The organism is Pantoea sp. BL1, from assembly GCF_000963985.1.
GTDB lineage: Bacteria > Pseudomonadota > Gammaproteobacteria > Enterobacterales > Enterobacteriaceae > Pantoea > Pantoea rwandensis_B.
Genome location: NZ_JZRH01000030.1, coordinates 14,795 through 29,031 on the forward strand (window position 1 = coordinate 14,795; position 14,237 = coordinate 29,031).

General features: G+C 52.4%; 12 protein-coding genes and 1 pseudogene. 8 read left to right on the plus strand and 5 right to left on the minus strand.

All coding sequences use genetic code 11. The annotated features are described in order from the left end of the window. Positions 1–200: 200 nt before the first annotated feature. The 3 genes and pseudogenes from umuD to VH86_RS26370 all read left to right on the plus strand — a co-directional run bounded on the left by umuD (position 201) and on the right by VH86_RS26370 (position 1,153). Positions 201–572 carry a translesion error-prone DNA polymerase V autoproteolytic subunit gene (gene umuD, locus VH86_RS14590; protein WP_045833336.1) on the plus strand — a complete coding sequence of 124 codons (372 nt, stop codon included), beginning with the start codon at positions 201–203 and terminating at the stop codon, positions 570–572. 50 nt (positions 573–622) lie between these two features. Next, positions 623–979: pseudogene (locus VH86_RS14595) on the plus strand (DNA polymerase V subunit UmuC); the annotation flags it as partial. 27 nt (positions 980–1,006) lie between these two features. Next, positions 1,007–1,153: a DUF4113 domain-containing protein gene (locus VH86_RS26370; RefSeq protein ID WP_369800338.1), complete on the plus strand. Its 147-nt coding sequence runs from the start codon at positions 1,007–1,009 to the stop codon at positions 1,151–1,153. Positions 1,154–3,038: 1,885 nt separating this feature from the next. Here the strand turns inward: VH86_RS26370 and VH86_RS14600 are convergent. Continuing rightward, positions 3,039–3,431 (minus strand): YgiW/YdeI family stress tolerance OB fold protein, encoded by a 393-nt coding sequence (locus tag VH86_RS14600; protein ID WP_045833337.1) that lies wholly within the window; start codon positions 3,429–3,431, stop codon positions 3,039–3,041. A gap of 616 nt (positions 3,432–4,047) precedes the next feature. Here VH86_RS14600 and VH86_RS14605 point away from each other — a divergent pair. Next, on the plus strand, positions 4,048–4,248 hold the full coding sequence (locus VH86_RS14605) for a DUF2767 family protein (protein WP_034821329.1): 201 nt from the start codon (positions 4,048–4,050) through the stop codon (positions 4,246–4,248). 37 nt (positions 4,249–4,285) lie between these two features. Here the strand turns inward: VH86_RS14605 and nifJ are convergent, their stop codons facing one another. Together nifJ and VH86_RS14615 are read right to left on the minus strand one after the other, a co-directional pair. After that, on the minus strand, positions 4,286–7,813 hold the full coding sequence (gene nifJ / locus VH86_RS14610) for a pyruvate:ferredoxin (flavodoxin) oxidoreductase (protein WP_045833338.1): 3,528 nt from the start codon (positions 7,811–7,813) through the stop codon (positions 4,286–4,288). A 136-nt stretch (positions 7,814–7,949) separates the two neighbouring features. Continuing rightward, positions 7,950–8,606 carry an MgtC/SapB family protein gene (locus VH86_RS14615; RefSeq protein ID WP_045833339.1) on the minus strand — a complete coding sequence of 219 codons (657 nt, stop codon included), beginning with the start codon at positions 8,604–8,606 and terminating at the stop codon, positions 7,950–7,952. 187 nt (positions 8,607–8,793) lie between these two features. Between VH86_RS14615 and VH86_RS14620 the strand changes: the two genes are divergently transcribed. After that, entirely contained in the window at positions 8,794–9,066 is a 273-nt protein-coding gene (locus VH86_RS14620) for a DUF333 domain-containing protein (RefSeq protein ID WP_034821326.1), read from the plus strand. A 16-nt stretch (positions 9,067–9,082) separates the two neighbouring features. On the opposite strand, the gene VH86_RS14625 is transcribed toward VH86_RS14620, so the two are convergent. After that, entirely contained in the window at positions 9,083–10,075 is a 993-nt protein-coding gene (locus VH86_RS14625) for a 2-hydroxyacid dehydrogenase (protein WP_045833340.1), read from the minus strand. Positions 10,076–10,240: 165 nt separating this feature from the next. Here VH86_RS14625 and VH86_RS14630 point away from each other — a divergent pair, with 165 nt between their 5' ends. From VH86_RS14630 to VH86_RS14640, 3 genes are read left to right on the plus strand one after another with little or no spacing between them, the layout of a single operon-like run. Then, complete coding sequence (locus VH86_RS14630; RefSeq protein WP_045833341.1) at positions 10,241–12,859, plus strand: YdbH family protein; 2,619 nt, start codon at positions 10,241–10,243, stop codon at positions 12,857–12,859. Continuing rightward, positions 12,856–13,044, plus strand: a complete 189-nt coding sequence (locus VH86_RS14635; RefSeq protein WP_013509194.1) for a YnbE family lipoprotein — start codon at positions 12,856–12,858, stop codon at positions 13,042–13,044. Before VH86_RS14630 ends, VH86_RS14635 begins: the two co-directional genes overlap by 4 nt. Before the next feature lie 11 nt (positions 13,045–13,055). Further along, positions 13,056–13,376 (plus strand): YdbL family protein, encoded by a 321-nt coding sequence (locus VH86_RS14640; protein ID WP_045833342.1) that lies wholly within the window; start codon positions 13,056–13,058, stop codon positions 13,374–13,376. A 102-nt stretch (positions 13,377–13,478) separates the two neighbouring features. Here VH86_RS14640 and azoR read toward each other — a convergent pair whose 3' ends face one another. Continuing rightward, positions 13,479–14,078 carry an FMN-dependent NADH-azoreductase gene (gene azoR, locus VH86_RS14645; protein ID WP_034821315.1) on the minus strand — a complete coding sequence of 200 codons (600 nt, stop codon included), beginning with the start codon at positions 14,076–14,078 and terminating at the stop codon, positions 13,479–13,481. Positions 14,079–14,237 lie beyond the last annotated feature (159 nt).

Here is a 14,237-nt window from a genome sequence, read left to right on the forward strand (position 1 = left end):
TTTAAGACGGCCTGAAATGTGCTCAAAACTATCATTTTCGCGCTCATGATTTCCGCCCCAGCAGACAGAAACACTCCGCACACCTGACATTAAATCCCCTTTACCCACAACACCATTGGAAAAAGTATTCATGCCCGCTTTGATTGAGTCTGCTGTTTACGATTACTGTTTATATATACAGCTCTTATCAGGGCGATTTTATGGAGTTTTTTAGACTAGCGGAAATTCGCGCCATACTGGAGTTACCGCTTTTTATTGCCAGAGTCCCGTGTGGCTGTCCTTCGCCGGCTCAGGACTATGTCGAACAGCGGTTAGACCTTAATAATCTGCTGGGCAGCCATCCCTGTTCGACCTACTTCATCCGGGTCAGTGGTGATTCTATGATCGAGGGTGGTATTAACGATGGTGACATGCTGGTGTTAGACAGCTCCGTCAGCGCGGAGCATGGGGATATCACCGTGGCAGCGATTGCCGGCGAGTTCACCGTGAAGCAACTGATGACCCGGCCATTCCTGCATCACAAACCCATGAATGCTGCACTCGCCATTATCCCGATCCCCGATGCTGATTAGTTTGAGATCTCCGGTGTGGTCAGACACTCCAATAAGGCGATGGGCCGTTAATGTTTGCCCAGGTGGATGTGAACTCCTTCTACGTCAGTTGCGAGATGGTGTTCAGGCCTGATCTGCGTGGTAAGCCAGTGGTGATGCTGTCGAATAACGATGGCTGCGTCATCGCGCGATCGGCAGAAGCGAAAGCTCTGCAACTGCCTATGGGGGCACCGTACTTCAAGCTCAAGGATGAGTTCAGGCGTCATAAGGTCCATGTGTTTAGCTCGAATTATGCGCTGTATGGGGACATGAGCAACAGGGTGATGACGACGCTGGAAGACATGGCGCCGTCCGTCGAAATTTACTCGATCGACGAAGCATTTATGAACCTGACGGAGGACCGTAACTGCCGCGTACTGGAGGACTACAAACCACAGGCCAACAGTGATGCGCTGATGCGAGTTGTTGACGGCCTTAACCAGAGCGGGAAGGGGAAATTAGGGTTTGCAGGACAGGGAATGCAGAAAACATGGGCCATGAAGCGGGAAATGTTGTCCCCGGCGTACACAACCCGCTTTTCGGACCTGCCCGTTGCGAGGTGACGTTTTGACTAAATCCTCTGCAGCAGCTGCTACCCACAAGCTCAACATGTTATTTGTTTAAGTTTCAGGGGCGGACCTGCATCATTGATGAACGACTCCGGCCCGAGATGGGGATATGGTTTTGCTGGATATGTCACTGATGTATGAGTGGGGAAACCTATACACACATCCACACCGGGTAATAACGGATGAAGGATTGATTCTGGAAGAAAATTTACTGGAAGATATGGCTATCCTTGGCGTTGTAACGCATGAGGTCACGGCCATAAAAGGGCAAGATGGATCGCCAATCTGGTGCAGTAAATAAAAAGCCCGGGAGAATCCAGTCACCCGGGCGGCATCAATGTATGCCAAACATTTCCAATAAGAGTTTTGTCGTCTAAACAGGGAAGTAAAAGGCGACCTATTGAAAATAGACTGGAACTGATTAAACGCTAGCGAAGCGGCAATAAAGAGTGAGAAAAGTTGATGTTTTGACATTTGATGGTGGCTGGAAGAAGGTGATTCGGTTAGGGGGGCAGTGCAAAAAAGTCAAAAGAAAGACACTCAAAGCGCTAGATAAGATAATTCGGATAGAGAATCCTTTGACTTTAACTGAAGTAATCTTGTGCGAACATTAACAGCATGAAAATTGACTTTTCATTGAGGTTTACAGGCTTTGACGCAAAAAAACACAGAATGCCTTTGAGTTCAGCCTGTGCGGAGAGTGTCTGGTAATCATTTTTCTTTTTATTGTTCTGCCATGATAAGACGTTTTACCACATCATGGAAATCCATTGTGCCTGGATCAGAAAAATTATTGCAAGCAAAAGCACCGTCGTTAACGCAGGAATCGTCAGGTATCTCATACGGACCTGTTTTCTCATTCAGGAGGAATTTTATTTACCGACAACTGTAGACCATGCAGGAAGAAAGATCGCACTACGGGTGAGTTCAATAGCGGGCAAATTTTGGGATAATGATTGTACTTTCTGATATCACGCATCTTACATTTTATTGCATGTAGTGATGCAATCATTCCCAGTTGAGTACAAAAAACACCCGTCAGGGGCAGGTGAACGTGTAGTGAATATGGTTATTGTGCACCACTGTAATTGCCTGAAAGTAAAAAAAACATAATACTTGCATCGGCTGACAGTCATTAAAAAAACACAATTCAAGCCGGAAGAATTGCATTGAACCTGGCAGAAATGCATTCAAATGCTAAATCCTCATCAAGTGGAAAAGAGCGCTTGGTTTATGTACAGCGTCTCTGTATTGATTCTATCTTTCAAAATGCTCCGTGAATGCTCGTTTTAGAATCATTGAAAGATTCAAAAACAGAAGTGTATGAGAATCTTCATTTAAAAGAAAAGCCCGGAGCTGGTGGCGAGCCGGGCCTGCACAAAGAGTGCGAATCATGATCAAACGGAGTTTTATCGATATCACAGGAAAGTGGTAGCGATAAACACAGTTTAGACCGAGATAATGGGATTGCATGCGAAGCGGGAAGATTGAGTCATGACTAAATAATTTTATTAAGATAATGCCTATTATGACACAGACAAATCTAAGCGATGTTAATGGCCTAACGCAATGAAATAATTAGTTTAACCGAGTGAAGCTTACCTCTTCCCCAAGATCAAAGTTAAACAATCAAAAATCCTGTAATCAAATTGCTATAGTCAGATTCGCAATCATTAAAAACCAGGTTTGCCATCATGTAATCTAAGCGTGAGGGATGGATGTTTATTGAAAGTAATATTGAACTTATTCGGTGTGTGCTGGCGAAGTCATGCTTTGAACGACGGGATATATGGATGCACACTCTAGCCATTTGAGATAGCGCATGTTCTTAATGGGTTCAGGCCCCTGCCCGGAATGAGCAGGAGCATGCGGGTAATTTTCAGGGTTCGTCTATGCGTGAAACTTTTAAATGCGCATTTTTACCTTTGCCAAACACCTTGCCACTGACGCGAATTTTATCTTCAGAATTGAAGGTTTTGCTTTTGAAGGTAGCTACTGGAGCGTCAATATTCACCGTGCCCGTGCTGTCACGAAACTGATAAATGTCGCCTTTCACTTTTTTAACGATGTAACCCTCAAGAGTGACATAACCGCCCTGGCGGAAATCTTTGGTCAGTGTGACCGGTGTTTCCGAGGTGTCTTCGGATCCTTTGTAACCTGCATCTTCTTTGCTCTGAGGGGGTGGGGTTTTACCCGCTTCAAATCCGCCAGTTTCGGCATAAGTGCCAAAACTGAGAGGTAACATTACTGCGATCCAGGCAACTTTATTCATTTTAATCTCCATTTATGAGGAATCGACTTTAAGCCTGGCACAACATGACAAAAGTGACGGATGCGCACGTAGTTTTAATGTTACATAAAGAGTAATAATTCAGCGATCGGGGGAGCTAACGATCCATCCAGGGAGCTAAACGGGGGCAGAATCAGGGGCAAAGATCTATTTCAGAGTACTAAATGGGGCATTGTCATTGATGTTTAGTATAGAACGGCTCACTTACACGATATTTTAACCGACTTAGATATCATCAATATCCAATACTGCCAAGAACTTGCAGTAACTGTCTAATTTGTTCAGATTATATAGTTATTTCATCGTTACTTATTGATTTTAACACATTATTTTCACGCTTGAAAATGAACGCAAGGGCCGTTGGCGGCTGAATGAAGCTTCAGCGGCAATAAACCCCTATCACATGAGTGCGTATGGTACGGATTGCGCAGGCGAATGCCAGTCTGATGTGATCTCTTTTCACGGATTCCTGCGATAAAACCGCACACGTTGCCAGAACAATCTCCCCATTTATTGATCTGGGTAAAGATTGTGCGCATCGCTGCCTGACAGGATGGATGAAGTGTTTTCTTTAGTTTCTAAAGGTGAGGAGAGGTAGATGCAAACGTACGACATGGTTTTTGAAGAAGCGTGCCGGCTAGTCGGGCAATGTTATCTCGAGCTGGCGCAGCGCGGATCAGCAACAGAAAAAGAGGTGGTAGCGACGGAATTGCGCAATCTGCAACTGCGCTATCGGGAACTCACCGGCTCGCCAAATCGCGCGGTTGAAATGGCGATCATTCAGCTTCAACCCTGTTGAAATATCAAGCCCGGCCCGCGCGCCGGGCTTGATTCATTTAGTCACTTTTCTCTGCTTTACCGGCCATTTCCGCCAGTCTCTGATAGCGTTGATTGGCGGCTTCGGTTGCTTCCTGCCATAGCTGCGCAGCGGCTTCCGGTTCACGGGTTTGCAACTGGCGGAAACGCTGCTCGTTCATCAACGCCTCTTCCAGCACCGAGGTGGGCGGGCGAGAGTCCAGCGCCAGTGCCGCTTTGCCTTGCTCGGCCCGACGCGGATCAAAACGATACAGCGGCCAGAATCCACTGGTGGTCAACAATCGCATCTGCTCATGACTATAGGCAAGATCGTAGCCGTGCTCTTCACACGGACTGTAGGCGATGATCAGCGATGGGCCGGGCCAGGCTTCAGCTTCCTGAATCGCTTTCACCGTCTGATTCAACTGCGCGCCCAGCGAGATTTGGGCCACATACACATGTCCATAAAGCATGGTGGCAACGCCTAAATCCTTACGTGCTTTGCGCTTGCCTTGCTCGCCAAACTTGGTCACTGCACCGAGCGGCGTGGCTTTGGAGGCTTGTCCGCCGGTATTGGAGTAGCACTGGGTATCGAGTACCAGCACATTGACGTTTTCGCTCAGGCTCATTACATGATCAAGACCGCCATAGCCGATGTCATAGGCCCATCCATCACCGCCAATCAGCCAGACCGATTTCTCAACCAGCGCATCGGCGATAACCTGCAATTCGCCAGCGTGCGCTGATGATGAGGCAGACAACTGCTGGCGCAGTTGCGCAATTTGCTCACGACGTAGCGATGTCAGTACATTCTCTTGTTTAAGTGCCGCCACTAAGTCATCAGGCAACAGCGGCGCGCACTGATCTAACAAACGGAGCGCGCGCTGTTTTTGCTGATCGACACTCAAGCGGAAGCCGAGTCCGAACTCAGCGTTATCTTCAAACAGAGAATTTGCCCATGCTGGGCCGCGTCCTTCTGCGTTGGTGGTGTAAGGCGTGGAAGGGAGATTGCCGCCATAAATGGATGAGCAGCCGGTGGCATTGGCAATCAACAGGCGATCGCCATACAACTGCGTCAGCAATTTAATGTACGGCGTCTCCCCGCAGCCGGAGCAGGCACCTGAGTACTCGAACAGGGGGGTGATCAGCTGCGATGTTCGAATATCAATACGCTCCAGCTGTTCCGCAGTGATTTCCGGCAGCGCAAGAAACGCATCGTAATTCGCTTTTTCAGTTTCGACATGCTCGAGGCGGGACTGCATGTTGATGGCTTTAATTTCCGGATGCTGGCGATCGCTGGCTGGGCACACTTCCACACAGAGATTACAGCCGGTGCAATCCTCAGGCGCCACCTGCAACACGTATTTTTGGCCGCGCATATCGCGCGATTTGACGTCCAGTGAGGCGAGGGAATCCGGTGCGGAATCCAGTGCCTCAGGCGCGACGACTTTGGCACGAATCGCCGCGTGTGGGCATGCTGCTACGCAGTGGTTACACTGCGTACAAAGGTCGGGTTGCCAGATGGGGATCGCTTCCGCAATGTTGCGTTTTTCCCACTGCGTGGTGCCGACGGGCCAGGTGCCATCCGGCGGCAGTGCTGACACCGGGAGTTTATCGCCTAAGCCCGCCAGCATGGCAGCGGTGACGGTTTTGACAAAATCCGGTGCGCTGTCGGATACCACCGGCGGACGGTGCGGGCTGTGCTGATCAACCGCCTGCAGCGGCACCGCTTCCAGCGCTTGCTGTGCCATTGTCAGGGCCTGCCAGTTACGCTGCACCAGCTCCTCGCCTTTACTGCTGTAGCTGCGTGCAATGGCATTTTGCAGTTCCGTTAAGGCACTGTCGCCGGGCAGGATCTGCGTCAACTGGAAGAATGCCATTTGCATCACGGTATTGATGCGCGCGCCAAGCTGGCATTCACGCGCGATGCGCGCCGCGTTGATAACAAAGAAACGTGCCTGTTTATCGTTGAGCTGGCTCTGTACTTCCTGCGGCAAGCGTGACCAGACTTCATCGGCGGCATAAGGCGTGTTCAGCAGAAAAATGCCGCCCGGTTTTAGCTGATCAAGCATCGAATACTTGTCGATAAATTGCAGTTGATGGCAGCCAATAAAATCCGCCTGCTGCACCAGATAGGCTGACTGGATGGGATGCTCACTGACGCGCAGATGGGAAACGGTCAGGCCGCCGGCTTTTTTCGAGTCATAGACGAAATAGCCTTGCACATGCCACGGCGTGGCATTGCCGATGATCTTCAGATTGTTTTTGCTGGCGCTCACGCTGCCATCACTGCCGAGGCCGTAAAATAGCGCTTCCAGTCGTGCCTGGTTTGGCACGATGTTAGCTTCCATCGGCAGCGATAAGTGCGTGACATCATCATAAATACCCACGGTGAAACGTGCAGGCGGCTGTTCACGTTGCAGCGCACGGAACACGGCGAGCACAGCATCAGGGGCAAACTCTTTCGATGATAGACCGTAGCGTCCGCCAATCACCTTCGGCAGCGTCGGGCGTTCACCCCGGCTAAAGGCTTCAGCCAGCGCGGTCATCACATCCAGAAACAGTGGTTCACCCAGTGCGCCAGGCTCTTTGGTGCGATCGAGCACCGCCACGCGCTGAACGGAAGCAGGCAGCGCGTTGATCAAATGTGCCGCAGAGAAGGGGCGATAGAGGCGCACTTTTACCAATCCCACTTTTTCGCCGCGCTGTAACAGGACGTCAATCGCCTCTTCGGCGGTGCCGCAACCCGATCCCATCATCACTATCACGCGCTCAGCCTGCGGATGGCCATAATACTCAAACGGCTGATAGCGGCGGCCTGTCTCAGCAGCAAAGGCGTCCATAGCGGCTTCAACATGGCCGGTGCAGGCGTCATACCAGCGGTTGGTGGCTTCGCGCGACTGGAAATAGGTGTCAGGGTTGGCAGAGGTGCCGCGGATCGTTGGGTGATCCGGCGTCAGTGCGCGTGCACGATGCGCGGCAATCGCGGTTTTCGGCATTAATGCCTGCAGCGTTTCATCGCTGATCGGCACGATTTTGTTGATTTCATGTGAGGTGCGGAAGCCGTCAAAGAAGTGAATAAAGGGCACGCGGCTATTTAGTGAAGCCATCTGTGAAATCAGTGCGAAATCCTGGGCTTCCTGCACGCTGGAGGCACACAACTGCGCGCAACCGGTCTGGCGAACGGCCATCACATCGGAGTGATCGCCAAATATCGACAGCGCATGCGTGGCAACAGTGCGCGCTGCGACATGCAGAACAAACGGCGTTAACTGTCCGGCCAGTTTATACAGTGTTGGGATCATCAGCAGCAAGCCCTGTGATGACGTGAACGTGGTGGAAAGGGCGCCGGTTTGCAATGCACCGTGCACGGTGGCGATCGCACCGCCTTCTGACTGCATCTCCACCACGCGGGGGATATCACCCCAGATATTGCGGCGACCTTCGCCAGACCAACTGTCGGCCAGTTCAGCCATGGTGGAGCTGGGTGTGATGGGATAAATGGCGATCACTTCACTGGTGCGGAAAGCCACCGAAGCCACCGCACCGTTGCCGTCGACGGTAATCATAAATCGTCCTTTGCTACGCTGAGAAACCCGAAACTTTACGGGGGTAATGATTCAGTTTAGCAAAGGGGGTTAACAGGACTTTTTCATCTGTGTGGTGAAGACAGGTGAACGCACTGCCATCTAAAGTTGTCGGTTTTTACATCATTTCCAGTGACTGAACGCCTTTGATCTCCATCACTTTATCGTAAATAGCGTGAATTGCGGCATTGCGTGACAATGTCACCTCTACGCTGAGTTCACACAGGCCGTTTTCTTCATCCCGATTCACCACGGCGATATGACCATAGCGAATATTTTCGCGTTGCAGCACCAGCAACACCAGCGGCACACTTTTGGGTTTGAGGTGCACCATCAAGGTATGATGGCGACCGATCAGCCAATGGCTGATGCGGCGGAAGGTCTCTAGCACCACCAGCGCTAACACCGTGCCATAGATACCAATTTCATACATGCCGCTACCAATCACCAGGCCAATCGCTGCGGTGACCCACAAGCCTGCGGCGGTGGTTAAACCCTTGACCACTTGTTTTTGAATGATGATGGTCCCGGCACCCAGGAAGCCCATCCCGCTCACGACCTGCGCCGCAATTCGGCTGGGATCGAGCGCCACGTGATCACTATCAAGCATGTCGGCGAAGCCATATTTCGATACCAGCATAAACATGGCACTACCGATACCCACCAAAATATGGGTGCGTAAACCGGCCTCTTTGGCGCGCATCTGACGTTCGAGACCAATCAGCCCACCCAAAATGCCGGCGAGCGCAATACGGATCAACATGTCCGTTAGCATGATTCCTCCTTACGCATTGAAAAATAGGATTGTTTCGGTGAAAAAGGCTATTCAGATCCAATCAGGATAATTCTGCTTGCAAAAGGCGATAAAAAAATTTGTAAAAAGCTGTGTCGCCTATCGATCCCTTAACCTACCTGACATATGCTGGTGGCTCTTTTACGCCCAACTCCCCGGAGCCCGACCGATGAAAGCCGCTACCTTACTGCTGGCCGGTGCAGCACTGTTACTTTCTGCCTGCAGCAGCAACAGTGATGACGAACCACCGCAACAGGCTACCGCAGCACACGTTCAACCACATGTTGTGATGGCCTCCATGGCCGAAGTGAATTGCAGTAATGCCGGGGGAACGTTGGCGTTTTCACGCCAGCTGGATGGATCGCGTATTGGCATGTGCCAGTTAGCCAACGGCCGTCGTTGTGACGAGCAGGCGCTGATGGGTGGGCAGTGCGCCCGCTGAGGCAGGCGCAGCATCTTTACGCTTTCACCTGATTCGGGCAGGTTTCGCCACGTTCAAGCTGACTTAAATTGCTGAGCGTGGTTTCGGAAATCGCCGTCAGGGCTTCGGCGGTCAGAAATGCCTGATGGCCGGTGAACAACACGTTATGGCAGGCTGACAGGCGACGGAACACATCGTCCTGAATCACATCATTCGATTTATCTTCAAAGAACAGATCGCGTTCATTTTCATACACGTCCATACCCAGCGAACCTATCTTTTGCTGCTTAAGTACATCAATGGCTGCCTGTGAGTCGATCAGGCCACCACGACTGGTGTTGATGATCATCACGCCATCTTTCATCTGGTTAAAGGCTTGCGCGTTCAACAGATGATGATTTTCCGGCGTCATTGGGCAATGCAACGTAATCACATCGGATTCGGCAAACAGCGTTTTGAGGTCGACATACTCGACACCCAGTTCGAGTGCCGCAGCGTTTGGATAAGGGTCAAACGCCAGTAAACGCATGCCAAAGCCTTTCAGGATGCGCAAGGTTGCCACGCCGATTTTACCGGTGCCAACGACACCGGCCGTTTTGCCGTGCATATTAAAGCCGGTCAGCCCATCCAGTGAGAAGTTAGCATCACGTGTGCGTTGATAGGCGCGGTGAATGCGGCGATTCAGCGTCATCATTAATCCCACCGCATGTTCCGCCACGGCTTCCGGCGAGTAGGCCGGTACACGCACCACCTGCAGGCCCAGACTTTCGGCTGCGGCAAGATCGACATTATTGAACCCGGCACAGCGTAACGCGATCGTTTTCACGCCCAGTGCTGCCAGCTCCTCCAGCACCCCTTTACTGCCATCATCATTGACGAAAATGCACACGGCATCGCAGCCGGCGGCATTCTTGGCGGTGGTTTCGCTGAGCAGGAAGTCAAAAAATTGCAGCTCAAATCCAAAGCTGGCATTGACGTGTTCGAGGTATTTCTGGTCGTAATGTTTGGTACTGTAAACCGCAACTTTCATTATTTCGCTCCTGAAAAATGCAACGTCGGTGTCCTCACAGAATAACGTTTTCTACATCATTTTGCTGATCTTCAGCCAGGCTATACAGGTAACACCTTCATTTGCCGGGCATAACATGACATCATCTCCGTCAGGATTGCGTAAAGAACAGGATAGTTAACTGCCATGTCGCGGGGCCTCCGTCGAACACTTGCTGCGCTACTGGCGCTGATACTGCTGCTGTTGGGATTATTGCTGACGCTGACGCAATGGTTGCCGCGTCTGGCGGGGATCTGGCTGCCGGAAAATACCCGCGTGGAGCTCAATGGCTCACCGCGCTGGCATCACGGCGGCGTGCATTTTCCGGCGGTACGCTATCTGGCCAGTGATTGCGAACTGGCAACGGTAAAAGATGTGGCGCTGGGTTGGCAAGATAAACGCTGGCAGCTCAGTGCACAGGACGTGCAGCTTAATAGTGATTGCCTGCAAGCCCTGCCACAGAGCGATGCCAGTGGTGCGCCGCGCAGCCTGGCCGAATGGCAACAGATGCTGCCGGGCGCTGATATCCATCTGGAGCAACTGAGTATTTTACCCTGGCAGCAATATGCCGGTCGTTTTGACCTCAGCTTCGATAAAACCGTCCAGCAGTTGCACTATCAGGGCGATAACCTCCAGGTTGATGCGCGTTTGCAAGGGCAGCAACTGCAGATCGCACAATTCCAGCTCAGCCATCCTCTGCTGCCAAAACCGCTCGATTTGCACGGAGAGTTAACGCTTCCCACCTTTGCCAATGGGTTACCGATTGCGGGCGAACTCAGCGGCGACGTCAATCTGGCGCAGTGGCCGCAGCCACTGGCATTGACGCTTAACTGGCAGCAGCAGCAGGGCACACTGGTGATTAATCAACAGGGCGACGATCAGCCTTTGTTACAGTTACCGTGGCAGGTCGATGCACAGCAGATTCGTATCACCCAGGGACATTGGCGCTGGCCGCTAGCCGATCAGCCTTTGTCGGGCGGTCTGGCGCTCACGCTGGAGCACTGGCAGCAGGGGCTGGAAAACACTCAAGTCAGCGGACGGTTTAACCTGCTCACCACGGGGCGCGGAGGTAAGGGAAACCTGGTGCTGAGTGTCGGGCCGGGCACATTGAGCCTGACTGACAGCGCGTTACCGTTCCAGCTAACCGGCGAAAGTAAGTTTGCCGATCTGCAGTTATTCGGCAGTATGCCGGGAATGCTACACGGCATGCTGACTGACCCGCAAATCACGTTCAAACAAGGCGCACTGCTGCGCCTGCGTGGACGCTTGCTGTCGACGCTGGAAGTGGACGAAGCGCGCTGGCCGCTGGCGGGTGTCACGCTGGCTTCGCGCGGCATTAATGGCCGTCTGCAGGCCATTTTAAAGGCACACGATCCCAACTTTGGTCGCTTCACGCTGCATCTTGATGGCCGCGCCAGCGATTTTTTGCCAGACAGCGGACGCTGGAACTGGCGATACTGGGGCGATGGATTGATGCAGCCACTCAATGCCAAATGGGATGTGAAGGGCACGGGCAGCTGGCAGGATACGTTAATCAGCCTGGACACACTCAACACCGGTTTTGATCAACTGGCTTATGGCATGGTGCAGGTTGATAAACCGCGCCTGACCTTGACCGCACCGGTGCGCTGGCAGCGAGACGTTGCGCATCCGGCTTTCAACGGGGGTTTTACCCTGAAATCCGGTCAGACGCAGTTTAGCTATGGCGGCTGGTTGCCGCCTTCAGAACTGCGCTTTGAGGCCAAAGGCAGCGATCCGAGTCGCTTTATCTGGCGTGGACAACTGACTGCTGAGGATATCGGCCCGGTGCGGGTTCACGGTCGCTGGGATGGTGAACGTCTGCGTGGTGAAGCCTGGTGGCCCGCGCAGTCATTAGCCGTGTTCCAGCCGCTGCTCAGCAGCGATTTGAAGATGCGCATTCAGTCAGGTGAACTGCGGGCACAAATGGCGTTTTCTGCGGCCACCCAACAGGGCTTCGAAGCCGGTGGTTTCTGGGCAGTGAAACAAGGCAGCGTGTGGATGCCGGACAGCGAAATCAATGGCATCGACTTCACGCTGCCATTCCGCCTCAAGGATCACCAATGGCAGTTAGGGCGGCGTGGTCCGGTTTCACTGCGCATCGCCGAGGTCAAAAATCAGTTTGCCTTGCAGAACATTACCGCCGATCTGCAGGGTCACTATCCATGGCAGGAGCGCCAGCCGCTCACGCTGAGCAACGTCAATCTCGATCTGCTGGGCGGTCATGTCAGCATGCCAGAGCTGAGGATGCCGCAGCATGAGCCCGCGCGCGTTTCACTGCGCGAGATTGACCTCAGCAGGCTGATCACGGCAATCAAACCGAAGCAGTTTGCCATGTCGGGCAAAGTGAATGGCGAGCTGCCGCTGTGGGTGAATAATCCACAATGGTTGATTGAGAAAGGCTGGATTGCCAATAGCGGCCCGCTGACGTTCCGAATGGACAAAGATATGGCCGATGCCATCGTCAGCAATAATTTTGCTGCGGGAGCCGCCATGGACTGGCTGCGCTACATGGAGATTTCCCGTTCGTGGGCAACATTAGATCTCGATAATTTCGGCAATCTTACGATGCAGTCCGAAGTGAAAGGCACCAGTCAGTTTAGTAATCGCCGACAATCAATCAATCTCAACTATCGGCATCAGGAAAATCTGTTCCAGCTGTGGCGCAGCCTGCGCTTTGGCGATAATTTGCAATCCTGGGTGGAACAAAATGCCACCCTGCCATCGAAGAAGGATCCCCAACCATGAGCCTCAGGGCATTGCTGGTGTTGGCAGCTGGGCTGCCGCTGATCGGTTGCGTGCCGCGCATTGAAGTGGCGGCACCGAAAGAGCCGATCACCATCAATATGAACGTGAAGATCGAACATGAAATCCACATCAAGGTCGATAAAGATGTGGAAGCGTTGCTGAAAAACCAAAGCGGCCTGTTTTGAGGAGCGGCATGATGAAATCAAAAGCGATGGCATGGTTGCTGGCGCTGCTGCTGGTGCCTTCAGCCTGGGCACTGACGCTGGATGAAGCGCGGCAGCAGGGGCGCGTCGGTGAAACACTCAGTGGCTATGTGGCGGCGCGTCAGCAAGACGATGAAACGCTGGCGCTGGTGAAACGGATTAACGATGGCCGTTCGCAGCAATATCAGCGCGTCGCGCAGCAGAATAATCTCACTACCAGCGAAGTGGCACGTATCGCAGGTGAGAAACTGGTGAGTCGCGCGGGCAGCGGGGAATATGTGCGCGGCATCAACGGGCAGTGGTTACGTAAGTAAAGCCAAAATGGGTAATAAACAGCCATAAAAAAGCCGGGCACTCAGGCCCGGCAAAGATGGCATCATACCCATTATTCTCGGGTATTCATCACGTTCTTAAGATTACGCAGCAACAATTTGCTTGATGGCATCTTTGGCGTCGTTAGCCGCTTTCGTTGCCACCTCTGGACCATAAGCAATACCTTCCGCGAACACGAAGTTCACATCGGTGATGCCGATGAAGCCCAGGAACAATTTCACGTATGGGGTCAGCAGATCGGTTGGGGTATCTTTGTGGATACCGCCACGGCTGGACAGGATCACGGCACGTTTACCTGTGACCAGACCTTCCGGGCCCGCTTCGGTGTAACGGAAGGTGACGCCAGCACGAGCGATCAGGTCGAAGTAGTTTTTCAACTGAGTCGGGATGTTGAAGTTGTACATTGGCGCGGCGATAACCACAGTGTCATGCGCTTGCAGTTCTGCAATCAGCTCATCAGACAGTGCCAGGGCTTCCTGCTGACGTGGAGACAGCGGAGCATCGGAAGGACGCAGTGCGCCAACTAACTCGCCATCCAGAACCGGAATTGGCTGAGCAGCCAGATCGCGAACGGTCACTTCATTGCCTTTGGCGCGCGCTTCTTCAGCGTAGAAGTCAGCCAGTTGGTTTGACTGAGAATAACCGGCCAGAATGCTTGATTTCAGAACTAAAACTTTGCTCATGGTATTTTCCTGTGCGTTACGCGGTTAGCTTACCGCTCAATGCGTTACACTCTACGGAGTTCCTCCGCGAGGTAAAAGCGCAATATTTCGAGACCTATGTTCGAAATTATTGAATAAGGTCGCACGTCCGGTCAGGTGAGGTTTTCCAGAGTGTGCTAT